The organism is Kitasatospora sp. NEAU-69 (genome assembly GCF_057158765.1).
The window spans coordinates 399,867-424,052 of sequence record NZ_JBWXUE010000001.1; the positions used below are offsets into that span (position 1 = coordinate 399,867).

The window sequence follows — 24,186 nt, forward strand, 5'->3', positions numbered from 1 at the left end:
CATGGCCTACCGACCGAGTGAACTCTTCGCCTCCACCGCTCCGTACTACGCGAAGTACCGCCCGCCGTACCACCCCGCGCTGTTCGAGCTGCTCCGAGAGCGGCTCGAACTGGACGGCAGCCAGCGGGTGCTGGACCTGGGCACCGGAACGGGCGCGCTCGCGCTGCCGCTGGCCCGACTGGTGCGCGAGGTCGTCGCGCTCGACCCGGAGCCGCAGATGCTCGCGGTCGGGCGGCAACTCGCCGACGAGGCAGCGGTGTCGAACATCCGCTGGCAGCTCGGCGACTTCACCACGCTGGCCGCGTCGGAGCTCGGACCGCTCGACCACGCGGTGCTCGGTGCCTCGTTCCACTGGACCGACCGCGCCCGGCTCCTGCGCGATCTGGACGCCCTGATCGCCCCCGGCGGTGCCGTGGTGCTCACCACGGTCGGCGCCGACCACGAGGACATCGCGCCGCCGTCCTGGGGAGCGGTGATCGCCGAGGTCCGGTCCCGCTACCTGGGCCCGCAGCGGCGGGCCGGCTCCGGGCTGTACGTCTACCAGCCCGAGCTGCGCCACGAGCGGGTGGTGGCCGAATCGCCGTTCTCCCGGATGGAGTTCGCGCAGTGGGACCGGACCATCAGCCGCAGCCTCGATCAGCTGGTCGGCCTCCAGTTCTCCTACAGCTACAGCAGCCCCGCCCAACTCGGCGCGAACCGGGAGCCGTTCGAGCGAGACCTGCGGGCCGCGCTGAGCGCGTTCGAACCGGCGGGCAGGTTCGAGGAGCGGATCCGCACCGAGGTGGTCATCGCGACCCGGCCGACGGCCCGGTAAAGCACGGGGCACGGGCCAGGGCGCGGGTCAGGGCGCGCCGAGGACGGCGGTGGCTGCGAGCTTGTCCGCGAAGGTCTGCTTCCGGCGGTCCCAGATCGGCCAGAGCCAGCCCAGCAGACAGGGCAGGGTGTCCAGCAGGTGCGCGAGGTCGCGCAGGAACGACCGGAGCACGCCGACCGGCTCGCTGCCGTCCAGCCGGACCAGATCGATGCTCATCAGCTGCTTGCCCCAGCTCTGCCCGGTCCGCCCGGCCAGGTACCAGCGGTTGTAGCCGAGCAGCAGCAGTGAGACCGCGCCGAGGCCGACCTGCAGCGCGGCGTTGTCGGGGTCGAAGACGCCCGCGATGATGTTCGGCGCCCCGCAGGCGAGCAGGTCGATCAGCAAGGACACCACTCGCACCGACCAGTGGGCGTAGTTCAACGCGCTGTTCAACGCGCTCTCCTCGGGGTGCGTCGCGGGCGGACCTCCCTACCAGCCTCGCCGGTCGCCGCCAGGGCGCAAGCCGCACCGGTCCCAGGGGTGACGCCGGTCGCCCTGCGAGCCCGGCCTGCGAGCCCGTCCTGCGCGCCCGGTGGGCCGCCCGATGGCCGCGCCGGGCGGGTCAGCAGGCCAGCGAGTCCGCCGCCTGCGCGGCGGTCAGCCGGCCGCGGATCCGGGCGGCGTCCGGCACGCCGAGCCGCTGGGCCAGTGCCAGCGCCGCCGACAGCCGTTCGGTACCGGCAGCGGTGTCACCGGCCGCGAGATCGCAGCCGCCCAGGCCCTCCAGTGCCCGTGCCTCCTCCAGCGGGGAGCCGGCCGCCACCGCCGTCTCCAGCGCCGACGCGAACACCGCCCGCGCCTGCGCCAGCCGACCGCCCGCCGAAGCGTCCGCCGGGCCGCCGGCCGGCCCGCTCACCAGCCCGGTCACCGAGCCGGTCGCCGCTCCGCCGACCGTCCCGGTCACCGGTGCGGCGGCGGGGCGGTCCGCCGAGCCGTCCGCCGCGCGGAGGACCAGCAGCCGCCCGAGGATGTTGCCGGCCTCCGCCTCGCCCACCCGGTCCCCGCGCTCGCGGCAGTTCGCCAGCGCCTGCCGCAGGTGCTCCTCGGCGGCCGGGTACTCGCCGCGCGAGATCAGCACGTCCCCCAGGTAGGCCAGCACCCGGGACTCGCCGAGCCGGTCGCCCTGCTCGCGGTAGCGCCCGAGCGCGTGCCGCAGGCTGGCCGCCGCCTCGGCGTGCCGCCCGGTGGCCTGCTGGAGCACGCCGAGGTAGGCGCCGATGTTCATCCGTCCGCGAGCCTCGTCCAGCTCCTGGTACATCGCGCCGGCCCGCAGCAGGTCGCGCTCCGCCGCCTGGTACTGGCCGGTGACCAGCCGGACCGCGCCCAGGCCCATCAGCGCGTTGGCGTGCCCGATCCGGTTGCCCAGGCCGCGGAAGAGCGCCAGCGCCTGGCGGTGCGCCGCCTCGGCCGCCGCGTAGTCGCCGGTGAGCTGTTGCAGCGAGCCGAGGTTGGCCAGCGCGTACGCCTCGCCGGGCCGGTCGCTGCCCATCCGGCAGAGCGTCAGCGCGCCGCGCAGGCTCTCCTCGGCGGCCGCGAAGTCGCCGGTCAGCTGCTGGATCAGGCTCAGCTCGCTGAGCGCGGCGGTCTGGCCGGCGCGGTCGCCCAGCGCGCGGAACAGCTGCAGCCCTTGGGCCGCCTGCTCGGTCGCCTCGGCGTACTCGCCGGTGATCCGGCCCAGGATGCCCAGCTGACTGCGTGCCTCGGCCTCGGCCCGCTGGTCGAAGGCGGCGACGGCGAGCGCCAGTGCCCGCCGGAAGTACTCGCGCGCGGCGGCGTTCTCGCCGAAGGTGCGCTCCATCGCGCCGAGCTGGGTCAGCACCGCGGCCTGGCCGCTCGGCTCGCCGAGCTCGCGGAAGAGCGCGAGCGCCTGGCGCAGGTGCGCGGCGCCGACCTCGTGCTCGCCGGTGAGCCGCTGGAAGGTGCCCAGGTGGGTGAGCGCCTCGGCCTGGCCGAGCCGGTCGTCGGTGCGCGCGGCGGTCTCCAGCGCGATGTGGTGCAGCGCGCGGGCCTCGTTCCAGTGCCCCTCGGTGCGCAGGAAGTCGTGCAGCGCGGCGGGCAGCCGGACCGCGTGGTACGGGTAGTCGTGCGCGGCCGCGTAGACGACGGCGGCGTGCAGGTTGCCGCGCTCGGTCCGCAGCCAGCCGCAGGCCGCCTCGCGGGTGCCCAGCTCGGGCAGCTCCGGCAGCCTGCCCGGCTCGCCGCCGAGCGCCCGCCGGCTGGTCAGCTGCCGGCGGACCACCGTCGCGGCGCCCAGGTAGTGGTCGAGCAGCCGGGTGACGGCCGCGGCCCGGGTGCCCGGCTCGTCCTCGGCGCCGAGCGCACGGGCGTGCTCGCGGATCAGGTCGTGCATCCGGTAACGGCCGCGGACCGGCTCGTCCACCAGGTGGTGGTCCTCCAGCTCCTCCAGCAGCCGGCGCGCCGTCGCCAGGTCGGTGCCGGCGAGCGCGGCCGCCGCGCGGGCGTCGAAGTCGTCGCCGAAGTAGAGCCCGAGCCGGCGGAACAGGCCGCGCTGGTCGGGCGTCAGATCGCGATAGGAGAGGTCGAAGGCGGCGGCCACCGAGACGTCCTCGGCGCGCAGCGAGCAGAGCCGGCCGGTCGCCGCGGCCAGGTCGGGGACCAGGTCGGCGACCGACCAGGCCCGCCGGTGCCGCAGCCGGGCGGCGGTCAGGTGGACGGCCAGCGGCAGGTAGCCGCAGAGCCGGACCACCTCGATCACCGACGGGTCGTCGGGGGCCAGGTCGGGCCGGCCGGCCTTCGCGGTGAAGAGCGCGGCGGCCTCGTACGGCGACAGCACGTTCAGCGTGATCGGCAGCGCGTCGCCGAGCGCGGGCAGCCGGCGGCGGCTGGTGACCAGCACCAGGCTGCCGGGGGCGCCGGGCAGCAGCGGGGTCACCTGTTCGCTGCTGCGGGCGTCGTCGAGCAGCAGCAGCATCCGCCGGCCGGCCAGCCGGCTGCGCCACAGACCGGCCCGCGCGTCCAGGTCGGGCGGTATCTGCTGCGGCGGGACGCCGACGGTGAGCAGCAGCGCGGCGAGCGCGGTGGCCGGCTCGACGGCGGGGGTGCCGGGGGTGTGCGCGTGCAGCGGCAGGAAGATCTGGCCGTCGGGGAACTCGCCGGCCAGCCGGTGCGCGGCGTGCAGTGCGAGTGCGCTCTTGCCGACGCCGGGCATCCCGTCCACCGCGTGGACGCCGACCTCGGTGCCGGTCGCCAGGCCCGCGCGGCAGGCGGCGAGGAGGCGTTGCAGGTCCTCGTCGCGGCCGGTGAAGCCGGCGACGTCGCGCGGCAGCCCGGCACCGGCCGGCACCGGGCTGTCCGCCGGGGACGCGCTGCCGGGTGCCGCAGTGCCGGGTGCCGTACCGCTGGGCGCGGTGCTGCCCGTCGCCGTAGCGCCGGGCGCCGCATTGCCGGGCGCCGGGCTGTCGAGTGGCGGGCCGGCCTGCGTCGGGACGCCAGGGAGAAGCACGCCGCCCGGCAGCGGTGCCGTCGGCTGCCCGGCCGGGTCGAAGCCGGCCGGGGTCGCCGGAGCGGCCGACGGCGCCGCCGCGCCGGGCTGCGGGGTGGCGGTATGCGGCTCGGCCCGCAGGATCTGCTGCTGCGCGGCGCGCACTCCGGCGCTCGGCTCGATGCCGAGCTCGTCGATCAGCGTCCGCCGCAGCCGCCGGTACACCGCGAGCGCCTCGGCCCGCTGGTCGGTGCGGTACAGCGCGAGCATCAGCTGGCGGTGGAACGACTCGCGCAGCGGGTGCTCGGCGGCCAGCCGGCCGAGCTCCGGGATCAGGCCGTGCGCGCGGCCCAGCTCCAGCTCGGCGTCGAAGCGCCACTCCAGCGCCTGCAACCGCAGCTCCTGCAACTCCTGGAGCAGCGGCAGCTCCTCCTCGGCGAGCCCCGGCAGGTCGGCCAGCGGCGTGCCGCGCCACAGTGCCAGCGCCTCGCCGGTCCGCCTGCTGACGGTCTGCCAGTCCGCCGTGCGGTGCGCGGATCGGGCGCCGGCCAGGTGGCCGCCGAACGTCTCGCTGTCCAGCTCACCCTCGGTGACCCGCAGCAGGTAGCCGGGCGGGACGGTGCGCAGCCGCTGCGCGCCGTCCGGGCCGAGCAGCCGGCGCAGCTGGACCACGTGGTTGTTGAGCGAGGTGCCGGCGGTGGCCGGCGGGCGGGCGCCCCAGAGCGCGCTGGTCAGCCGGTCCCGGGAGAGCGCCCGGTTCGGCTCCAGCAGCAGCACCGCGAGCAGCGCGCGGACCTTGGGGGAGCGCACGGCCAGCGGAGCCCCGGTGGTTGCGTCATGGACCGTCAGCGGGCCCAGCAGGCCGAACCGCAACGGGGTCAGCGGGGCCGGGAGCGCGGCTGAGGCGGGGTCCGAGGGCGCCTGTGGAAGGTCCATTATCGGGATGTTACCCGCCCGTGAGCGGGCTCCGGCAAGGTCATGGTCGACCGAGTCCGGCCGGGTCGGTGCCTCTACGGGGGGAGGCACCGACCGGCCGGTCTCCGTGTCCGCAGTATGTCGTTCGAGGGAGGAGCAGTTGATGACCGGTCAGATGATCAGTAAGCGTCGCGACACCGCCTGGACCTAGGCCCCGCCGCAGCCGCTCACCGGACACTCACCGCCCGGTTACCGGCAGGTCGCCGGACCGCGCGGGCCGGGCAACACGCCGACGCGTGGGGGAGGGTGCCGAGTGGGAGCCGCTGGGTCGGGTAAGTGTTGTCGGGTAGGAGTTACGGGGATCGCGGGGCCGCAGTGGCCGCCGTGGCCCCGGAACCGTTTGGGGTGAGGTCATGACCGACAACGCCGCTGCTGAATTCATGGTCGACTCGCTGGATCCGGAGGACCCGGAGCCGCCCGCCGACGAGCTGGTGCACCCGCTGGGCGAGCACCCGCTGGCCTCGGCCGCGGACGAGGGGGACGCCTTCGAACAGAGCCGCGAGGTACCCGTCGACGACGACGAGTACCCGCGTTGACCGCTCGGTGCCGCGTCGGCCGCCCCCCACCGGCCGGCGTGGCACCGGGCCGCATGCGAGCGGTGGCTTTCCGTGGCCTTCCGTGTCCTTCGGTGACCGGCGGTGGCCGGGCCGGGAGCGCCGGATCAGGAGCGCCGCGCCGGGTGTGCCGGGCGGGCGTAGCTTGGACTGGGAGCGCGGTTCACGCGCCCCGGTCACGACTCCTTCCGGTGGAGGCCGTCATGAAACTGAAGGACGAACTTCCCGTTGACCACCGCCTGGCCCAGGTCTACCGGTACGGCGCCGGACTCGGCGGTCTGCTGCTGCTGATCTGGGGCTGCTTCGGGCTGGCCGGTTCGCCCGGATATCTGAGCACCGACGGCAAGGAAATCGCGGGCATCTCGAGCAACGGCTCGCTGGGCATCCTGTCGATCGTCTTCGGCGGGATCCTGATGATCGGCGCCGTCGTCGGCGGCAACTTCGCCTCCAACCTGAACATGGTGGTGGGCGGGATCTTCTTCGTGGCCGGTTTCGTCGGCCTGATCGCGCTCGACAGCAGCTGGAACCACCTGGCGTTCCGGATGGCCAATGTGATCTTCAGCTTCGCCTTCGGTCTGCTCATCGCCACCTTCGGCATGTACGGCAGAGTCAGCGGCCATCTGCCGCACGACAACCCGTACTGGCAGCAGCGGCACGGCGGTGACCTCAGCGAGGAAGAGGAGCTGCAGGGCCGCTGGCACGTGCCGGCCTTCAAGACCGTGCTGCGGCCGACCGTTCATCACTGAGCACCAACAATCACCACTGGTCATGACTGATCATCATTGATCGCCACCGACAGGATTCGGTAAGGAGCGGCAGGGGAGCAAGAGGGCGAAGCCCCTCGTAAGGTGCCAGATGGAACCGTCCGGCACCGAACGAAGGGGCTTCGCCATGACCGCGACCGCCGAGCACGCCCAGCGAGCGGAGATCGGGGTGATCGGAGGCTCCGGTCTCTACGCCCTGCTCGACGACGTCACCGAGATCACCGTCGGCACGCCGTACGGAGCGCCGAGCGACTCGCTCTTCCTCGGTGAGATCGCCGGTCGCCGGGTCGCGTTCCTGCCCCGGCACGGCCGTGAGCACCGGATCCCGCCGCACCGGATCAACTACCGCGCCAACCTGTGGGCGATGCACGCGCTCGGTGTCGGCCAGGTGATCGCCCCGTGCGCGGTCGGCGGCCTGCGCGCGGAGTACGGCCCCGGCACGCTGCTCGTCCCGGACCAGTTCATCGACCGGACGTCCGGCCGGATCCAGACGTACTACGACGGCCTGCCGCTGCCCGACGGGAGCGTTCCCGAGGTGGTGCACGTCTCCACCGCCGACCCGTACTGCCCGCCCGGGCGGGCCGCCGCGCTCGCCGCCGCCCGCTCGGCGGACTGGCAACCCGTGGACGGCGGCACGCTGGTGGTGATCGAGGGCCCGCGCTTCTCCACCCGGGCCGAGTCCCGCTGGTTCAGCGCGAACGGCTGGTCGGTGGTCGGCATGACCGGTCATCCCGAGGCCGTGCTGGCCCGCGAACTGGGGCTCTGCTACACCTCGTTGGCGCTCGTCACCGACCTGGACGCAGGGGTGGAGACCGGTGAGGGCGTCACCCACGCCGAGGTGCTGGAGGTGTTCGCGCGCAATGTGGACCGGTTGCGCGGCGTGCTCTTCAAGGCCGTCGAGGCGCTGCCGACCGAGCGGGACTGCGTCTGCTCGCATGCGCTGGACGGGGTGACCACCGGGCTGCACGGCTTCTGAGTGGACTGCTTCTGCTTACGGGCCCGCCGCCGTTGGGTACGACGGCGGCGGGCCCGGCTCTCACGTCTCAGGCCTCCCGTCTCCACGGCTGCGGCGCTTGCGGAGACGGAGCAGCAGTGACCTGAGGGGGGTGACCAGGGCGGTGACCACGGCGATCGCGGCCAGCGTCAGCAGCCAGTTGCGCAGATAGGGCAGGGCCAGCACGGTCGGGTTGCTGCCCTGGCCGTGCCGCAGCACGGCGGGCACGGCCACGGCGCTCACCGAGGCGGCGACGATCAGCGCGCCGCGCACGTGCCAGGAGACCCGTGGCAGTGCGGCGCCGACCAGGCAGACCAGCGGCAGCCAGAGCCCGTCGTGCAGCACCGCGCCGCCGACCGCCCAGACCAGCACGTCGAGCGGGTCGTTGACGTACGGGTCGTGCAGTAGGCCGTAGATCCCGAAGCCGATCACGCCGACTCCGGCCAGCGCGAGCAGCGTCCGGACCGTGCGCACCGCAGCACGTCGCATCACAGGACCCCGCATCACAGCACCTCCAGCCGGCTGACCCACTTGGTCTGCAGTACGCCCGGGCGGTCCGGGGCGATCACCCGGGCCGGGTAGCCGTGGTCGGGGGCCAGCACCTCGCCGTTCACCCGCAGCGCCAGCAGCGTGAGCGGGTCGCGCGCGTAGGTCGCCTCCATCTCGGTGACCTGGTACGGCCCGCCGGCCTCCAGCGAGGTGATCCGCAGCCGCGAGCTCGGCGGCGCGCCGGCCCGGGCGACCAGGTCCCTGATCCGCACGCCCTGCCAGCGGGCCGAGGCGCTCCAGCCCTCCACACAGGCGATCGGCAGCTCGGCCTCGTGCTGGTCCATCGCGAGCAGCTCGGCCATGCTCAGCTCGTACGGCTGCGGCCCGCTGACCTTGAGCCGCCAGTCGGCGGGCGTGCTGGTGGTGCCGGCCGCGGCGGCGGTGCGGTTGACCGGCAGGCCCTGCGGGCCGAGGTCCGGGCGGCGCGGGGCGAACAGGTCCAGCCGGCGCAGCCACGGCACGCTCTGCCCGGCGGTGGTCAGCGTGACGAGCGCGACCGAGGCGGTGACGGCGGTCAGGAACCCGCGCCGCTCGGCCTGCCCCGGCCGTATCCGGCGCCAGTTCTCGGCGATCAGCGGCGCCTTGGCGGCGATGTGCAGCAGCAGACCGCCGACCGCGACCCAGGCGAGCCAGAAGTGCGTCTGGCGGAACGGGAACGGCCACACGTACCACTGCAGCGTGTTGAGCAGCCCGGTGAAGAGCTCCAGCAGCATCGACGTGACCAGCAGCAGGATGCCGAGCCGCTCCAGCGCGTGCAGCACGGAACGGACCGGCGGCCACTCGAAGAGCCGGGGGTACACGGTCCACAACTTCGCGCCGAGCAGCGGGATCGCGGCGATCCCGCTGATCACGTGCAGCCCCTGGGTGACCCGGTAGCCGTCCACCGGGCGGCTGGGCAGGTGGTCGCGCAGCCAGCTCGGCGGGTCCTGGAGCAGGTGGCTGGTCAGGCCGGTGGCGAAGCAGATCAGCAGGGCAGCGCCGAGCCAGCGGCCGATCACCACGGCGGTGCGCGGCTCGTGCAGCTTGGACCGGAACGAGTCCTCGGTCACCGGGGGGCGCAGCTCCGACAGTCTCGGCAGCTCCGACAGTTTCGGCAGTTTCGGCAGGCCGGGGCGGAACGGGTTGGGGAGGTGAGGTTTCACGTCCACCATCAGACCGCCGCGTGGCGGCTTTGCGGGGGTGCGACGTGATTACGGAAGTCGTACGTCGGGCCACCGACCGTGCCGGGCGCCGTGCCGTGCGGCGAGCTGCTGGGCGAGCTGCTTACGGAAGTCGTACGGCGTGCCGTCGCGAGGGTGCCGGGCGCCGTCGCGGTGGGAGGGTGACGAGGTGTCCGCTCCTGCTGCCGCGTCCTCCGCGGCGCCCTCCGTCACGTCTTCCGCCTCAGTCACCGCTGCTCGTCTCCGGTGGCGCCGGCTGCTCTGGGTGCTCTGCCCGATCGTGCTCGCCGCGCTCACCGCCGCGCTGGCCGTCACGTTCACCGGCGGCGGCACGCTCGGCCACCGCGCGCCGCTCGCCTTCTGGTACCCCTGCGACCTGCTGCTCTTCGCCGCCGCGCTGCTCGCACTGCGGGCGCTCCCGACCCGGTGGGTGGCCCCGCTGGTGCTGCTGGGCGCGGTCGCGGTCGCGGCGAGCGCGCTGCTGGTCGCGCCGCGCACCAGCGACGACGCGTACCGCTATCTGTGGGACGGCCAGGTGCAGGCGGCCGGCCACTCGCCGTACGCGTATCCGCCGGACGCCCCGCAGCTGGCCGGGCTGCGCGCGCAGGCGCCCGCGCTCTTCCCGCCCGGCGGCGACTGCGTCGGTTGGGACCTGCGGCGGGCGGCCGGCGGCTTCTGCAGCCACGTCAACCGGCCGTCCGTGCCGACCATCTACCCGCCGGTGGCGGAGTTCTGGTTCCTCGGCCTGCACGCGGTCGAGCACGGGCACGGGGTGCGCGCCGCGCAGGCCGGCGGCGCGCTGCTCGCGGTCGGCACGACGGCGCTGCTGCTGGTCGTGCTGCCGCCCGAACGGCGGCGCCGGGCGGCGCTGTGGGGGTGGTTCCCGGGCACGGCCGTCTGGGCCGTCAACGACGCACACGTGGACGCGCTCGGCGCGCTGCTCACCGTCGCCGGACTGGCGCTGACGGCGGGCGGCCGGCGTCGGCCGGGCGGTGCGGCGCTCGGCGCTGCGGCGGCGGTCAAGCTGATTCCGGCGCTGGTGCTACCGGGGGCGCTGTCGGGCCTGCTGGCCCGGCGCGCGGACGGGCGTGCGGACCGGCGTTCGCGCCGGGAGCAGGTGTGGCTGCTCGCCACCGCCGCCGCGGTGTTCCTGCTGAGCTACCTGCCGTACCTGCTGCTCTCGGGTACCAAGGTGCTCGGCTTCCTGCCCGGCTACCTGCACGAGGAGGGCTACCAGCAGGACGGCAGCGGCGACGTGCAGCGCTTCGGCCTGGTCCGGGTCCTGCTGCCGGACCGGCTGGCCGCGCCGGGTGCGGTGCTGGCGGTGCTGCTCGCGGTGTTCGTGGTGCTGCGCCGGGGCGACCCGGACCGGCCGTGGCGGGGCGCGCTGCTGGTCAGCGGGACCGCGCTGCTCGCGCTGACGCCGGGTTACCCGTGGTACGGGCTGCTCGTGGTGGCGCTGGTCGGGCTGGACGGCCGGTGGGAGTGGCTGGGCGTCCCGGCGGCCGGGCAGGTCGCCTACCTGTACGGCACGCAGGCCCAGCTGCCCGCGTACGCGGTGGCGCTGGGCCTCGTGCTGGCCGGGGCGGCGGTGCGCTGGACGGCCGGTCGGGCAGCGGCCGAGGGTGGTCGGTCGGCCTGGGCGGTGAGGCTCAGGCGGGGAGGTCTTCGAGCCGGAAGCCGATCTTGACGGTCACCTGGTAGTGCTTGATCTGCCCGTCCGCGACGTGTCCGCGCACCTGGACGACCTCGAACCAGTCGATGTTGCGCAGGGTCTGCGAGGCGCGGGTCAGCGCGTTGCGGATCGCGGCGTCGGTCCCCTCGTGCGAGGACCCGACGATCTCGGTCACCCGGTAGGTGTGCTCGGTCATGACTGCTCCCGTGAACTGGGCCGGACAGATCCTGGGCCTGACCGGCGGGGCCGGTCGGATTCGGCGCTGCTACCACCGTGACGCATCGGCCCGGGGCCCGCTCGCCGGAGCGCTGGGGTTGCTGGGCGAGGTGGGGCAACACCGGGGGGCGGGCCAACACCGGGGGGCGGGCCGACGGATGACCGTCGGCCCGCCCCTTGCGCGTTACCGGCCCAGGGCGACGAAGCTGCGCCCCGCCACCGCCCACCGCTCCAGCTCGCGCAGGCCGGCCGCCGCCGCGCAGCCCGTAGCCGCGTCCGCGCCGAGCCGGGCCCAGGCGAACGGCGGTCCGCTCCACCCCGTGGCGTCCTCCACCCGGACCTGCACCCGCTCGTCCACCGGGCCCGGCTCCACCTCGGCGAGCAGCACGCCGTCCGGCGCGAGCAACTGGGCGACCCGCCGCAGCAGCGCGCGCGGGTCGCCGCCGATGCCCAGGTTGCCGTCCGCGAGCAGCGCGGTGCCCCAGCGGCCCTCGCCGGGCAGCCGGTCGAAGACCGAGCGGCAGATCGCCGCCCCGCCGGCCTCCCGGGTGCGGGCGACGGCGGCGCCGGTCAGATCGACGCCGAGCGCGGGCAGACCGAGCGCGAGCAACTCGGTCACCAGCCGGCCGGGACCGCAGCCGATGTCCAGCGCCGGGCGCCCGGCCACCAGGCAGCGCAGCAGCAGGCTGCGGTCCGCGGCGTCCGGCGGCGCGCACCACCGCTCGACCTCCAGCAGGTGCCGCTCGCCGTCCGCGCGGCGCAGCCAGAGCGGCCCGCGCCCGGTTCGCATCGCCTCCGCGAACGGATCGTCGGTCCATGGCCGGGGTGATCGGGGTGATCGGGCTGGTCGGGGCGAGCGGGGCGGCGCGATCCGCGGCTCCGCGCGGGGGGCGACGCCGATCGCTGTTCGCTGTGTTGCCTGCTGTGCCGCCTGCTGTGCTGTCTGAGGCGCCGCCGTCACCCCGAGACCTCGACCGCTGCGCCGAGGCTCCGCCAGCAGCGTGCGAACGCGCCGTCCGGCGCGAGCCGCGCGACCGCGGCGGCGTCAGCCGCGCCGTCCACATCGGTCAGCTCCGGGAGTTGACGGACCCTCAGGCCGGCGTCGGTCAGCCGTGCCAGCAGCGCGGCGCCGGTGTGCGGGGTGGACATCGGCACTCCGAGCAGCACCCGGCGCGCCAGCTCGGCGCTCGGCCGGGCCAGCCCCAGGGCCCAGAAGCCGCCGTCGGCGGCCGGTCCGAACCACGCGTCGGCGCCGCCGCGGGCAGCCGCCGCCAGCGGTGCGGCGAGCGTCTCGGCCCGCAGCTGCGGGGTGTCCATGCCGACCAGCAGCGCCGGCGCCTCGGCGGGCGCGTGCCCGAAGGCGGCCGCCAGCCGTTCGTCCAGGCCGCCGGCCACCTGCGGCACCACCTGCCAGCCGGGCGGCAGCCAGTCGCCCGGCGCGCCGTCGAGCACCAGCAGCCGGCGTCCGGCGGGCACGGTGCCGAGCGTGCGCAGCGTGTCGGTGAGCGCGGCTTCGGCCAGTGCGGCCGCCTGCTCGGGCGAGTACGGCGGGGTCAGCCGGGTCTTCACCCGGCCCGGCACCGGGGCCTTGGCGATCACCAGCAGCGTCGGCGGCGGCGCGGCGAGCACCGCGCGCATGTCGTGGACCGCCTGCCGGGTGCCGCGCAGCGTGCCGGTCACCTTGGAGCGCCCGGCGCGCGGCCGGTAGTCGACGTCCACCTCGGCGATCCGCAGACCGGCGGCGTTCGCGGTGAGCACCATCTCGAGCGGGTAGCCGGAGCGGCGGTCGCCGAGGCCCAGGGCGAGCAGCCGTTCGCGGCGGGCCGCGCGCATCGGGCCGAGGTCGTGCAGCGGGGCGCCGGTGCGGGCGCGCAGCCGGCGGGCCAGCACGGCATTGGCCAGCCGGGCGTGCGGCGGCCAGGCGCCGCGCGCGGTCGGCCGCCGCCGTCCGAGCACCAGGTCGGCCGCGCCGGCGAGCACCGGATCGACCACGCGCGGCAGTTGGGCCGGGTCGAGCGAGCCGTCGCAGTCCAGGAAGCAGACCAGTTCGGCGTCCGCGGCGAGCAGTCCGGCGTGGCAGGCGGCGCCGAAGCCGCGGCGCGGCTCGTGCACCACGGTCGCGCCGAGCTCGCGGGCCAGCTCGGCCGAGCCGTCGCGGGAGCCGTTGTCCACGACGATGGCCCGCCAGCCGGCCGGGATCCGGCCGAGGACCCAGGGCAGCGCCGCCGCCTCGTCCAGGCACGGCAGGACGACGTCGACGGAAGGGACGTCGCCGGAAGGAGGGGGGAGGTGAGAGGTCACGGGCTCCACGCTAGGCAGCCGGACCCCGCGCGGGACCGCTACGGCACCTTACGGAAGTCGTACGGGCGCGGGCTGTCACCGGGAGCCGCTGCCGTGGCGCGTGTGTGTGTGCGTGGGGGGCGCTCCCGGGCTTCTTACGGAAGTCCTACGGCGCTCCCGCACCGGCGCGCGTACTCAGGTCGGGTCCCTATCCTCGGAGCGTGACAGAAAATCCGCTCGCCGCCCGACCCGCCGCCCGGCCCGCCGCCCGGATCCTGGTGGTCGATGACGACCCGACGGTCGCCGAGGTGGTCAGCAGCTACCTGCTCCGGGCCGGCTACGCCGTGGACCGGGCGGCCGACGGGCTGGAGGCGCTGGCCCGCGCCGCCGCCGGGCGCCCCGACCTGGTGGTGCTCGACCTGATGCTGCCCGAGATGGACGGCCTGGAGGTCTGCCGGCGACTGCGGCCCGGCGGCGGGGACGGTCCGGCCGTGGTGATGCTGACCGCGAAGGGTGAGGAGTCCGAACGGATCCTCGGCCTGGAGCTGGGCGCCGACGACTACGTGACGAAGCCGTTCAGCCCGCGCGAGCTGGTGCTGCGGATCCAGGCCGTGCTGCGCCGGCAGAGCGCCCCGGCCGCGGCGCCGGGCGTCGAGGCGCCGCTGCGGGTCGGCGATCTGACGCTGCACGTGCAGGCCCGGCGGGCCTTCCGTGGTGACCGTGAACTCGCGCTCACCCAGCGAGAGTTCGACCTGCTCACGTTCTTCGCCAAGCATCCGGCCACGGCCTTCGGGCGGGACGAGCTGATGCACAAGGTCTGGGGCTGGGACTTCGGCGACCTCTCCACGGTGACCGTGCACGTGCGGCGGCTGCGCGAGAAGGTCGAGGACGATCCGGCCGCGCCGGTGCTGATCAGTACGGTCTGGGGCGTCGGCTACCGCTTCGACCCGGTCGCCGGGGTGGGGCCGGCCGGTGCTGACGCGCCCGACGCTGGTGCTGCCGCCGGAGGTGCGTCCGCGTGAAGGATCTGCTGCTGATCGCGCTCTTCGCGGCGCTCGGTGCGGGCGCGGCCGGCCTGCTCGGCTGGCCGGCCGTCCGGCTGCTGCAACGTCGCTCGCTCGCGCTCTCGCTCTTCGTGGTCGCCGTCGTGACCGTGCTCGCGATGACGACCGGCACGCTCGCGGTGGCGCAGGCGATGTTCCTGTCGCACCACGACCTCGGCGTCGTGATCACGGTGACCTGCATGGCCGCCGTCGTGTCGCTGGTCACCGCCGCGCTGCTGGGCCGCCGGGTGGTCGCGGGTAGCCGGGCGCTCACCGTGGCCGCCCGGACGGTCGGCAGCGAGGGCGGCTTCGCCGCGCCGACCGGCCCGCTGGGCTCCGAGCTCGCCGAGTTGAGCGCCGAACTCGCCGCCACCAGCGCCAGGCTGGCCGAGTCGCGGGAGCGCGAGCAGGCGCTGGAGTCCTCCCGGCGCGAGCTGATCGCATGGATCTCGCACGACCTGCGCACGCCGTTGGCCGGCCTGCGGGCGATGGCCGAGGCGCTGGAGGACGGCGTGGCCGAGGATCCGGACCGCTACCACGGCCGGATCCGCACCGAGGTGGACCGGCTCACCGGCATGGTGGACGACCTCTTCGAACTCTCCCGGATCCAGGCCGGCGCGCTGACCCTGTCGCCGTCCCGGGTCTCGGTCTACGACCTGGTCGGCGACGCGATAGCGGGCGCCTACCCGCTGGCCCGTGAGCGCGGCGTGCACCTGACCGGGGAGCGGGTGGAGCCCGCACCGGTGGAGGTGGACGGCCGGGAGATCACCCGGGTGCTCGGCAACCTGCTGATCAACGCGATCCGCTCGACCCCGACCGACGGCGTGGTCGCGGTGGCGGCTCGGCGTGAGGCCGGTGAGGTGGTGCTCTCGGTGACCGACGGCTGCGGCGGGATCCCCGAGGGCGACCTGGCTCGGGTCTTCGAGACGGGCTGGCGCGGCGGCAGCGCCCGCACGCCGCGCCCGGCGCGCGGGGCGGAGGCCGGGGGCGGCGGAGCGGTGCAGCACCACGGCGACACCGGGGCCGGCCTCGGGCTGGCGATCGTGCGGGGCATCGTCGAGGCGCACGCCGGCCGGGCCTCGGTGCACAACGTCAACGGCGGCTGCTGCTTCGAGATCGCGCTTCCGGCGGCGTCCGCGCTGGTGTAGTGCGCGCGGCCGGGGGGCTTGCCTGGTTGCCCGGCCGCCACGTTGCCTGGCCGGCCGGGCGACCAGGCGGTGTCAGCCCGCGCGCCCGCGCAGTGGTGCGGCGGCGAACTCGGCCATCCCGGCGGCGAACGGGACCGCCGGGCGCCAGCCGAGTTCGGTGCGCAGCCGCTGCGAGTCGGCGGTGATGTGCCGGACGTCGCCCAGCCGGTACTCGCCGGTCACCACGGGCGCCGGGCCCGCGCAGGCCGCCGCCAGCTCGCGGGCCATCTCGCCGACCGTGTGCACCGTGCCGCTGCCCGTGTTGTAGACCCGCGCGCTGCCGTCCGGGCGTTCGTCCAGCGCGGTCAGCGCGAGCACGTTCGCCGCCGCGACGTCCGCGACGTGGACGAAGTCGCGCCGCTGCGCACCGTCCTCGAAGACCCGTGGCGCGTGCCCGGCGGCCAGCGCCGAGCGGAAGATCGACGCGACCCCCGCGTACGGGGTGTCGCGCGGCATGCGGGGCCCGTAGACGTTGTGGTAGCGCAGCGTGATCGCGCGGCCGCCGCAGGCCCGGGCCCAGGCGGCGGCCAGGTGCTCCTGGGCCAGCTTGCTGGTGGCGTACACGTTGCGCGGATCGGCCGGCGCCTGCTCGGTCGCCAGCCCGGGGAGCAGCGCCGCGCCGCACCGCGGGCACGGCGGTTCGAACCGGCCGGCCGCCAACTCCCGTTCCAGCCGGGGACCCGGCGCGACGACGCCGTGCTCGGCGCAGCTGTAGCGCCCTTCGCCGTAGACCACCATCGAGCCGGCCAGCACCAGGCGGCGCACCCCCGCGCCGGCCATCGCCGCCAGCAGCACGGCGGTGCCCAGTTCGTTGCAGCTCACGTACTCGGGCGCGTCGGCCAGGTCCTGGCCCAGCCCGACCATGGCGGCCTGGTGGCAGACCGCGTCCACGCCGCGCAGCGCCCGCTCGACCGTCTCCCGGTCGCGCACGTCGCCGTGCGTGAACTCCACCTCGTCCGGCAGCGTCACGCCGGCCAGGCCGTCCGGGTGCACGGCGGGCAGCAGCGCGTCCAGCACCCGCACCCGGTGCCCGGCCCGGACCAGGCGGTCCGCGATCGCCGAGCCGATGAACCCGGCGCCGCCGGTGAGCAGAATCTCCATGGCCCTGACGCTAGCGGCGGGCAGACGGCATCCGGTGCGGTTGCGGCCTGCTGTCAGAACTCCGTAAGGAGCGCGGCGGCCGACGGACGGCGTGGCATCGACCCGGGGCCGATGCCACGCCGTCTACGACGACCGTCGCGCTGTCAGAAGCCGGACAGGCCGTTGGGCGTGCCCAGGCCGGTCGGGCCGTCCCAGCCGGTGCCGGAGGTGCACAGCACGGTGCAGCCGCTGTTCGCCGGGGCGTTCTGGCCGAGCGTGACGTCGTTGAACGCCGCGGACGGGTCGGCGTACAGCGTGTTGGGCCCCTCGACGTCGGCCAGGTTGCCGCCGCGGGCGTACACGCCGGCGATGTACGGGCTGGACTGGCTGGTGCCACCCACCGTCAGCCAGGTCTGGGCCTGACCGGAGAAGGGGGTGTAGTCGTCGTAGATGGCCGCGCCGGTGGTCGGGTCGGCGTCCGCGGAGATGTCCGAACCGGCGCGGTGACCGGCGCAGTTGGCCGAGACGCTGGTCGGCTGACCGAGCGCGGGCGGCAGTTCGGCGGCGCAGCCGCTGCCGGAGCCGTCCCAGGCGACCTCGGTGTAGCCGTTGTGGCCGGCGCCGGGGCTGCGGTAGAGCGCGGTGCCGCCGACCGAGGTGACGGTGGGCAGGTTCTGCGGCCAGCCCGACGGGGTGCCCTCGAAGCCGCCGTCACCGGAGGAGGCGGTGATCGCCATGCCGGGGTGGTAGAAGTCGCGGGCCGCCTGGCCGAGGTCGAGCGTCGCGTCCGGGGCGAACTGGTAGCTGACGCTGGCCGCCGACGCACCGAGCGACGCCGCGGTGTTCATCGCCACGCCGAAGTCCTCGGCCGCCTGGTCCTGACTTGTCGTCATGTCCCGGTTGACGGTGAGCTCCAGGATGTGGCAGCTCGGGCAGGCGGCCGATGCCATGTCGACGTCCAGCGCGGTCTCGACGCCGACCTGCTCGTCGAAGTTCTTCTCGGCGGCGGTCGTGCCCGCCGCCAGCGGCGCGCCGCCGTGCTCGTTGACCTGCTTGAAGCAGCCGTTGGCCGCGGTGCAGGCGGGCAGACCGTACTGCGCGCGGTAGGCGTTGAGGTTGGCCTCGAGGGTGGGGAACGCGCCCTCGTCGAGGATCGCGATGGTGTTGGCCGGGCCGGAGTTGCCGGCCGGCAGGTTGTAGGCGGCGGCGAAGTCCGCCGGTCCGTACCCGGCCGGGGTGCCGGTCACGAGCGCCTTGGCCGAACCGGGAGCCACGGTGACGACCTGGGCCATGCACCGGCCGCGCGCGATGCCCGCACAGACCTGGGCCGTGCCCCGGCCGACGAGCTGGGGGCTGGGCAGGCTCGCCGCCGAGCCGATCTGCGGGCTCGCCGGCCCCTGCGCCTGGGCTGCGGTGGCGGGCAGCAGGATGGGGGCGGTGGCCAACACGCCGACCGCGAACGCCGCCACGGCGGCCTTACGGAAGTTCATCAAAAGGGTTCCTCTCACCGACCGCACGGCGGACCGACCCGGTACGGGTACCGCGGCCGGTCCATCGGGCAGGCGCGTTCGACGTATGTTGGCGCGGACACGTCAACATCGACCTCGTGATGCTCGTACGCTTCGAAGTGCAGCCGGCACGGATGGGAACGCCACGCCGGGTGGGCGCCGCGGTCCGCAGGCCGACGGGCCGTCAGCATCGCCCGGCACACGGGCTACTCGCTGTGCGCGGACGGCAGTTGATGTGTGCATGGACGGTGTGCCGGTGCAACACTCACATCGCGGGACCGGCCGCGTCAATAGGCGTCACAGCGGTCGCAGGACCGTGCGGCGGCGGGGTCGCCCCTGCCCTGGATGCCGGCGGGGGCGGCCGCGCTCGGGGTGGTCCGGCTCAGCCCGTCAGGTGCGCGAGCAGCAGCGGGATGACCCGATCGGCATCCGCCTCCGGCAGCCAGTGCGTGGCGCCTTCCAGCGGCGCGAAGCGGTAGGGCGCCGTCACGTACTCGGCCGTCAGCTCGGCGGCCTCGCGCCCCAGGGCTTGGTCCTCGGTGCCCCAGGCGAAGAGCGTCGGCGCGGTGATCTCACCGGCCGGTATCGACAGGTTCTCGCCGAGCGCCCGGTACCAGTTGAGCCCGCCGGTCAGCGCGCCGTCCGCCAGCCGTTCCACGTTCGACGCGAGCAAGTCGCCCGACAGCACGCCCCGGTAGACGGCCCGGAGCTTGGCCGCGTCGTCCGCCAGCAGCTTCTGCTCGGCGACGTGACCCGGTTCGCGGAAGGCCTGGATGTACTGCGAGCGCTCCCGCTGGTCGCCGTCGCCGGCCAGCGCGCGCCCGAGGGCCCGCGGGTGCGGGGTGGCCAGCACGCTGAGGGTCAGCAGCCGCTCGGGGTGTGCCGAGGCCAGCGCCCAGGCGACCAGGCCACCCCAGTCGTGTGCCACCAGGTGGAACCGCTCGGCCTCCAGTGCGTCCGCGAAGCCGAGCACGTCGGCGATCAGCTCCGGCACCGCGTACGCGGCGACCTCGGTCGGCCGCGCCTTGGGGGAGTAGCCGCGCTGGTCCACGGCGACCGCCCGGAAGCCGGCCGCCGCGAGCGCCTCGATCTCGGCCCGCCAGCAGTCGGCGAATTCCGGGAAGCCGTGCAGCAGCAGGACCAGCTCGCCATCGGCGGGGCCGGCCGCGAGTGCGTCGAAGGTGTAAGGACCGACGGCGAGTTCGGTGGCGGTCGCTGTGACCATGAGTCAACTCCTGTGACGAGCAGGACTATGGGGTGTGTGGTGTGGACTGCTTATCGTTAGCACGGGCGGCTCGGCTGCCGGGCTTCGGGGGCGGTCCGGTGACTGGAGAAGCAGCGCGTTCTGCACGGGAAATTTCCTCGTGCGGCGTCGGTTCACTCGAACTGATGAATGATCGAGAACTCTCGGGCGCGTCCGAGCCATTCGGCTCTACGTTCGGTGCCATTCAGGGCGTGTGACGATCAGCGCGTGTGACGAGGGAGGGCGACATGGCACAGGAGTACTCGACCGGGCCGGCCGACGGGGCGACGGCCGATGGGTCGGCCGCCGACGGGTCCGTGGCGGACGCAAGAGCGGGCCTGACGCGGCGTCGGTTGCTGGCCGGCTCCGCGGCTCTCGGCGGCGCCGCGTGGCTGCTGCGCGGAGCGATCGCTGCGGATCGCGCCGTTGCCGAGACGACTTCGACCGGCACGGCATCGCCGCTCGTCGGTGTCACCGACGGCGTGCTGCCGCCGCCCGCCTTCCCCGCCGGTATCGCGGTCTATCGGCAGGCGTTCGAGAACTGGGCCGGCGAGATCCATGCCGACCAGCTCTGGACCTGCTCCCCGCAGACCCCCGATGACGTCGTGACGCTCGCCAACTGGGCCTACTCCCAGGGCTGGCGCCTGCGGGCCCAGGGCTTCCGGCACACCTGGTCCCCACTCACCGTGGCCGACGGAACCCCGGCCAGTACCCAGGTCCTGCTGGTCGACACCACCGTCCACCTCACCGCGATCGGTGCCGGCGGCCAGCCGGGTACCGTGCGGGCCCAGGCCGGTGCCGACATGGAGCAGATCCTCTCCTACCTGGCCGGCCAGGGGCTCGGCGTCACCAGCTGTCCCGCACCGGGCGATGTCACGCTCGGCGGCGTGCTGGCGATCGGCGGCCACGGCACCGCCGTGCCGGCCGCCGCGGAGAACCCGCTGCCCGGCCACGGCTACGGCTCGGTGAGCAACCTGGTCACCAGCCTGACCGCCGTCGTCTGGGACGACACCGCCGGCCGGTTCGCACTGCGCACCTTCGACCGTTCCGAGCCGGACTCCGCCGCGTTCCTGGTGAACCTCGGCCGGGCCTTCGTCACCGAGGCCGTGCTGCGGGCCGGCGCCGACCAGAACCTGCGCTGCGTCAGCCGGGTGGACATCCCCGCCACCGAACTCTTCGCGCCCCCGGGCGCCGACAGCGGCAACACCTTCGCCGATTTCCTGGAGCGGGACGGCCGGGTGGAGGCGATCTGGTTCGCCTTCACCGACTTCCCCTGGCTCAAGTCCTGGAGCATCACCCCGGACCAGCCCTTCGCCGCCCGCGCGGTCGACCAGCCGTACAACTACCCGTTCTCCGACATCATCCCCACACCGGTCGCGACGCTGGCCGGCGAACTGGTCAGCGGATCCTGGGCGCTGGCCCCGGTCTTCGGCCAACTCCAGTATCTGATCGCCAAGATCGGCCTGACCGGGGACCTCACCGACGTGCTGCTCTCCGGCACGCTGCTCCGCGACCTGCTCACCCTGGACGCCGTCACCCACCTGCTCGGCGACGGCCTGCGCTCCGACCTCTGGGGCCCGTCCCGCACGCTGCTCCAGTACGTCCGCCCGACCACCCTGCGGATGACGGCCAACGGATACGCGGTGCTCGCCCGCCGGTCCGACGTCCAGTGGGTGGTCAACCAGGTCACCAACGGTTACCAGAACCTGCTGACGGCCTACCAGTCACGCGGCCAGTTCCCGATCAACGGTGCGGTGGAGATCCGCGTCACCGGCCTGGACGACCCCTCGGTCAGCGGCGTCCCCGGCGCGCTCCCGCCGCTGCTCTCCGCCGTCCGCCCCCGCCCCGACCACCCCGAGTGGGACACGGCCGTCTGGTTCGACGTCCTCACCCTGCCCGGCACCCCCGGCCTGCACAGTTTCGGCCACGATCTGGAGCAGTACCTGCTCAGCACCTTCGACGGCACCCGGGCCGCGCTGCGCGTCGAGTGGTCCAAGGGCTGGGCCTACACGGCCGACGCCACCTGGGCCGATCCCGACGTCATCGGCCGGGTGATCCCCGACAGCCAGCGCGCCGGCGGCGGCCCCGGCTGGGACCAGGCCGTCGCCACCCTCAACCGCTACGACCCCCACCGGATCTTCGGAAACCCGTTCCTCGACACCCTGCTCCGCTGACGCCCCACCGGCCACCGGCCACCGGCCACCGGCCATCGGCCACGCGGCGCACCCGCACCCGCCCAGCGACACCGGGGACCGACTCGCGTCCCGGTCCCCGGTCCCGACCGCTCCTTCTCAACTCCAGACCGTGATCTCAAAGCGCCGCGCGCCGACCGCGGCGACTGCGGCAATCGCCGACTACGGCATCGACCAAGGCTTGACCGGGAGCGGAGACCCGGTCTCCAGGTACGACTTCAGGTTGGAGAGGACAGCCGCCCACCCGTGTGCTGCCACGTCCCGCTCGGCCTCGTCGGCCAGGTTCTCGTGGGTGACGGTCAGACGGACGATGCCCTGATAGGCCTCGATGTCGAAGCTCACCCGGCTCGGACCGCCGGTCGGCTCCTCTCCGGGCAGCGCCCAGGTGCTGACCAGGCGGCTCGGTCGAACGCTCTCCAGGACGGTGCCGACGACGTCGGCCGTGCGCGTACCGTCCGTCCGCTGGTGCTCCCAGGGTGCACCGGGCTCCCAGCTGGAGACGTTGCTGTGGCCCCAGAACGCGGCCGTTGCCGCCGGTTCGGTCAGTGCGTGCCAGACCTGCTCCGGGGTGCTTTCGAGGTAGCTGACGTAGACGAAGCTCGGCTTGGGGCCCATGCGCTCTCCCGATGCTCTACTCATGCTCTTCCAGTGCGCCGAGTGTGCGATACACCGACGGCCCGGGCACGGCGAACCGCCGTGCCCGTGAGCGGCCCTTGAGAGACCGGGGCACCGGCTGAGCCCCGGCGCCGTTCTTGCCCGTCCGCCGGGCCCGCCGCTGCCCGGCCCGCAGCAGCGGATCGGTGCTGATCAGGCCCTGCGCGACCGGGCTGTGGTACCGGCCGAGCAGAATGTCCGCCATGACTGACGATCACCAGAATGACCCGGTGCCGGCCACGCCGCCCGCTGACCGGAGCAGGCCGGCCGGCGAGCCGGCCAGCGGCCAGGCTGCCCCTGCCCCCGGCCCCGCCCCTGGCGCGCACGAACTCGCCGAGATGCTGCGCCACCGGCTCGACCGGATCGAGTCCCTGCTGGATGCGCCCCAGGAGACCGATCCCGGCACCCCCGGCCTCGCCGCCGCTCGGCCCAAGCCGGTCTGGCAGACCCAGACCGAGGGCGAGGAGCGGTGGTCCGTCACCGTGGTCATCCTCTGCGCGGTGGCTCTGCAGATCTTCCTGCCGGACCGCCTCAGCATCCACCCGCGATGGGTGCTGCCGTCTTTGGAGATCGGCCTGCTGATCGCGCTCACGGCGATGAACCCGCGACGCCTGGAGCGCAGCTCGCGGTTGCTGCGCTGGCTCAGCCTGGCCCTGGTTGCGGCGATCAGCCTGGCCAACGGCTGGTCGGCGGTGAAACTGGTGCACGACCTGGTGCACGGCAGCGGAAGCACCGGCGCACTGCCACTGCTCGGCACCGGCGGCGCGGTCTGGGCGACCAACATCATCGCCTTCGCCCTCTGGTACTGGGAGTGGGACCGCGGTGGCCCGGTGGCCCGGGCCCATGGGACGGCGGAGTATCCCGACTTCCTCTTCCCGCAGATGCAGCAGCAGGGCATCGCGCCGCCGGAGTGGGAGCCGGGCTTCCTGGACTACCTCTACACGGCCTTCACCAACGCCACCGCGTTCAGCCCAACCGACACCATGCCGTTGTCGCTCTGGGCGAAGCTGCTGATGATGCTGCAGTCCGCGGTATCGCTGCTGACGGTGGTGCTGGTGGTCGCCCGGGCGGTCAACATCCTGCAGTAGCCGCAGCTCCTGGGCCACGTGCACCCGGCGCGGCCCTGCCCCTGCGACGGGTGCCGGCCGTCGAGCGGTACCGGATACGCGGCGCGCCGGTGCCGGGACGTCCGAGGCGCAGCAGCCTCCCGGACGGCAAGCTGGAGATACCGCGCTGCAGCACAGAAGCACTGCAGCACCGAAGCACGACCGAGGAGGTCTGGTCCCGATGACCGATTCCGCTCCCGCGCCCCAGGTCTGGCCGACGCTGCGGGCACGTGATGCCCGGGCGTTGATCCACTTCCTGGTGGAGGCCTTCGGTTTCGAGGAGACCGTGGTCTACGGGGAGGGCGAGACCGTCGACCACGCACAGCTCAGCTGGCCGGCGGGCGGCGGCATCATGCTCGGCTCGGTCCGCGAGGATCCCGACGACGACCACTGGGCGCTGCGGCCGGGCAGCTTCGGCGCCTACGTGGTGACCGCCGATCCCGACGCGCTGCACGCCCGGGCGGTGGCCGCCGGCGCCGAGATCCTCACCCCGCTGCACGACACGGACTACGGTTCGCGCGACTTCGCCGCCCGCGACCCCGAGGGCAATCGCTGGTCGTTCGGCACTTACCGGGGCGAACCCCGGAAGACGAAGACCGCCGCTTCCTGAGCCGCCGCCCGCCGGTCGCGTCGGCTGGGCTGATAGCTCGAACGGGTGATCATGCGGTCCGGCGGAAATACCTGGTGGCCGGACCGGGCTGTGCTGGACGG

At 74.4% G+C, this 24,186-nt stretch carries 23 protein-coding genes and 1 pseudogene; 10 read left to right on the forward strand and 14 right to left on the reverse strand.

Going from position 1 to position 24,186, the window contains the following annotated elements; translation table 11 throughout:
* The first annotated feature begins 1 nt into the window (after nucleotide 1).
* On the forward strand, nucleotides 2-814 hold the full coding sequence (locus AC060L_RS01675) for a class I SAM-dependent methyltransferase (protein ID WP_483796466.1): 813 nt from the start codon (nucleotides 2-4) through the stop codon (nucleotides 812-814).
* A gap of 27 nt (nucleotides 815-841) precedes the next feature.
* Here AC060L_RS01675 and AC060L_RS01680 read toward each other — a convergent pair whose 3' ends face one another.
* Together AC060L_RS01680 and AC060L_RS01685 are read right to left on the reverse strand one after the other, a co-directional pair.
* The gene (locus AC060L_RS01680) at nucleotides 842-1,246 is read right to left on the reverse strand and encodes an RDD family protein (RefSeq protein ID WP_483796467.1); all 405 of its coding nucleotides are present in this window, start codon (nucleotides 1,244-1,246) and stop codon (nucleotides 842-844) included.
* A 169-nt stretch (nucleotides 1,247-1,415) separates the two neighbouring features.
* Entirely contained in the window at nucleotides 1,416-5,231 is a 3,816-nt protein-coding gene (locus AC060L_RS01685) for an AfsR/SARP family transcriptional regulator (protein ID WP_483796468.1), read from the reverse strand.
* 392 nt (nucleotides 5,232-5,623) lie between these two features.
* On the opposite strand from AC060L_RS01685, the gene AC060L_RS01690 reads away from it, so the two are divergent.
* The 3 genes from AC060L_RS01690 to AC060L_RS01700 all read left to right on the forward strand — a co-directional run bounded on the left by AC060L_RS01690 (nucleotide 5,624) and on the right by AC060L_RS01700 (nucleotide 7,564).
* Nucleotides 5,624-5,806: a hypothetical protein gene (locus tag AC060L_RS01690; protein WP_483796470.1), complete on the forward strand. Its 183-nt coding sequence runs from the start codon at nucleotides 5,624-5,626 to the stop codon at nucleotides 5,804-5,806.
* Between the two features lie 221 nt (nucleotides 5,807-6,027).
* Nucleotides 6,028-6,570 carry a DUF4383 domain-containing protein gene (locus AC060L_RS01695; protein ID WP_483796471.1) on the forward strand — a complete coding sequence of 181 codons (543 nt, stop codon included), beginning with the start codon at nucleotides 6,028-6,030 and terminating at the stop codon, nucleotides 6,568-6,570.
* A gap of 145 nt (nucleotides 6,571-6,715) precedes the next feature.
* Nucleotides 6,716-7,564 (forward strand): S-methyl-5'-thioadenosine phosphorylase, encoded by an 849-nt coding sequence (locus AC060L_RS01700; protein ID WP_483796472.1) that lies wholly within the window; start codon nucleotides 6,716-6,718, stop codon nucleotides 7,562-7,564.
* 60 nt (nucleotides 7,565-7,624) lie between these two features.
* Here AC060L_RS01700 and AC060L_RS01705 read toward each other — a convergent pair whose 3' ends face one another.
* From AC060L_RS01705 to AC060L_RS01715, 3 genes are all read right to left on the reverse strand, one after another.
* Nucleotides 7,625-8,071 (reverse strand): hypothetical protein, encoded by a 447-nt coding sequence (locus AC060L_RS01705; protein ID WP_483796473.1) that lies wholly within the window; start codon nucleotides 8,069-8,071, stop codon nucleotides 7,625-7,627.
* A gap of 14 nt (nucleotides 8,072-8,085) precedes the next feature.
* Entirely contained in the window at nucleotides 8,086-9,201 is a 1,116-nt protein-coding gene (locus AC060L_RS01710; protein WP_483796610.1) for a molybdopterin-dependent oxidoreductase, read from the reverse strand.
* 120 nt (nucleotides 9,202-9,321) lie between these two features.
* Nucleotides 9,322-9,522 carry a hypothetical protein gene (locus AC060L_RS01715; protein ID WP_483796475.1) on the reverse strand — a complete coding sequence of 67 codons (201 nt, stop codon included), beginning with the start codon at nucleotides 9,520-9,522 and terminating at the stop codon, nucleotides 9,322-9,324.
* Nucleotides 9,523-9,556: 34 nt separating this feature from the next.
* Between AC060L_RS01715 and AC060L_RS01720 the strand changes: the two genes are divergently transcribed.
* The gene (locus tag AC060L_RS01720) at nucleotides 9,557-10,981 is read left to right on the forward strand and encodes a glycosyltransferase 87 family protein (RefSeq protein ID WP_483796477.1); all 1,425 of its coding nucleotides are present in this window, start codon (nucleotides 9,557-9,559) and stop codon (nucleotides 10,979-10,981) included.
* Here AC060L_RS01720 and AC060L_RS01725 read toward each other — a convergent pair.
* The 4 genes and pseudogenes from AC060L_RS01725 to AC060L_RS01740 all read right to left on the reverse strand — a co-directional run.
* Nucleotides 10,944-11,162: a dodecin gene (locus tag AC060L_RS01725; RefSeq protein WP_483796479.1), complete on the reverse strand. Its 219-nt coding sequence runs from the start codon at nucleotides 11,160-11,162 to the stop codon at nucleotides 10,944-10,946. The genes AC060L_RS01720 and AC060L_RS01725 overlap by 38 nt on opposite strands.
* 204 nt (nucleotides 11,163-11,366) lie before the next feature.
* Nucleotides 11,367-11,972, reverse strand: a complete 606-nt coding sequence (locus tag AC060L_RS01730) for a methyltransferase domain-containing protein (RefSeq protein WP_483796481.1) — start codon at nucleotides 11,970-11,972, stop codon at nucleotides 11,367-11,369.
* 167 nt (nucleotides 11,973-12,139) lie between these two features.
* The gene (locus tag AC060L_RS01735) at nucleotides 12,140-12,781 is read right to left on the reverse strand and encodes a TIGR04282 family arsenosugar biosynthesis glycosyltransferase (RefSeq protein ID WP_483796611.1); all 642 of its coding nucleotides are present in this window, start codon (nucleotides 12,779-12,781) and stop codon (nucleotides 12,140-12,142) included.
* Nucleotides 12,761-13,483, reverse strand: a pseudogene (locus AC060L_RS01740) (glycosyltransferase family 2 protein); the annotation flags it as partial. The pseudogene AC060L_RS01740 and the gene AC060L_RS01735, both read right to left, overlap by 21 nt.
* A 200-nt stretch (nucleotides 13,484-13,683) precedes the next feature.
* Between AC060L_RS01740 and AC060L_RS01745 the strand changes: the two are divergent.
* Together AC060L_RS01745 and AC060L_RS01750 are read left to right on the forward strand one after the other, a co-directional pair.
* Entirely contained in the window at nucleotides 13,684-14,484 is an 801-nt protein-coding gene (locus AC060L_RS01745; protein ID WP_483796483.1) for a response regulator transcription factor, read from the forward strand.
* On the forward strand, nucleotides 14,481-15,653 hold the full coding sequence (locus tag AC060L_RS01750) for a sensor histidine kinase (protein WP_483796485.1): 1,173 nt from the start codon (nucleotides 14,481-14,483) through the stop codon (nucleotides 15,651-15,653). The genes AC060L_RS01745 and AC060L_RS01750 overlap by 4 nt, the downstream gene beginning before the upstream one ends.
* A 72-nt stretch (nucleotides 15,654-15,725) precedes the next feature.
* On the opposite strand, the gene AC060L_RS01755 is transcribed toward AC060L_RS01750, so the two are convergent.
* From AC060L_RS01755 to AC060L_RS01765, 3 genes are all read right to left on the reverse strand, one after another.
* Nucleotides 15,726-16,793: an NAD-dependent epimerase/dehydratase family protein gene (locus AC060L_RS01755; RefSeq protein ID WP_483796487.1), complete on the reverse strand. Its 1,068-nt coding sequence runs from the start codon at nucleotides 16,791-16,793 to the stop codon at nucleotides 15,726-15,728.
* 143 nt (nucleotides 16,794-16,936) lie between these two features.
* The gene (locus tag AC060L_RS01760) at nucleotides 16,937-18,262 is read right to left on the reverse strand and encodes a S8/S53 family peptidase (protein WP_483796488.1); all 1,326 of its coding nucleotides are present in this window, start codon (nucleotides 18,260-18,262) and stop codon (nucleotides 16,937-16,939) included.
* Nucleotides 18,263-18,662: 400 nt separating this feature from the next.
* Nucleotides 18,663-19,505: an alpha/beta fold hydrolase gene (locus tag AC060L_RS01765; RefSeq protein WP_483796489.1), complete on the reverse strand. Its 843-nt coding sequence runs from the start codon at nucleotides 19,503-19,505 to the stop codon at nucleotides 18,663-18,665.
* A gap of 266 nt (nucleotides 19,506-19,771) precedes the next feature.
* On the opposite strand from AC060L_RS01765, the gene AC060L_RS01770 reads away from it, so the two are divergent.
* The gene (locus AC060L_RS01770; protein ID WP_483796491.1) at nucleotides 19,772-21,697 is read left to right on the forward strand and encodes a cholesterol oxidase substrate-binding domain-containing protein; all 1,926 of its coding nucleotides are present in this window, start codon (nucleotides 19,772-19,774) and stop codon (nucleotides 21,695-21,697) included.
* Between the two features lie 180 nt (nucleotides 21,698-21,877).
* Here the strand turns inward: AC060L_RS01770 and AC060L_RS01775 are convergent, their stop codons facing one another.
* Together AC060L_RS01775 and AC060L_RS01780 are read right to left on the reverse strand one after the other, a co-directional pair.
* Nucleotides 21,878-22,330, reverse strand: coding sequence for an SRPBCC family protein (locus AC060L_RS01775; RefSeq protein WP_483796493.1), 453 nt, complete (start codon nucleotides 22,328-22,330; stop codon nucleotides 21,878-21,880).
* A 16-nt stretch (nucleotides 22,331-22,346) separates the two neighbouring features.
* A complete protein-coding gene (locus AC060L_RS01780) occupies nucleotides 22,347-22,574 on the reverse strand; it encodes a hypothetical protein (RefSeq protein WP_483796495.1) in 228 nt (75 codons plus the stop codon).
* Here AC060L_RS01780 and AC060L_RS01785 point away from each other — a divergent pair.
* Both AC060L_RS01785 and AC060L_RS01790 read left to right on the forward strand, forming a co-directional pair.
* Nucleotides 22,573-23,457 (forward strand): hypothetical protein, encoded by an 885-nt coding sequence (locus tag AC060L_RS01785; protein ID WP_483796497.1) that lies wholly within the window; start codon nucleotides 22,573-22,575, stop codon nucleotides 23,455-23,457. The two genes, AC060L_RS01780 and AC060L_RS01785, sit on opposite strands and share 2 nt — an antisense overlap.
* A gap of 199 nt (nucleotides 23,458-23,656) precedes the next feature.
* Nucleotides 23,657-24,085: a VOC family protein gene (locus AC060L_RS01790; RefSeq protein WP_483796499.1), complete on the forward strand. Its 429-nt coding sequence runs from the start codon at nucleotides 23,657-23,659 to the stop codon at nucleotides 24,083-24,085.
* Nucleotides 24,086-24,186 lie beyond the last annotated feature (101 nt).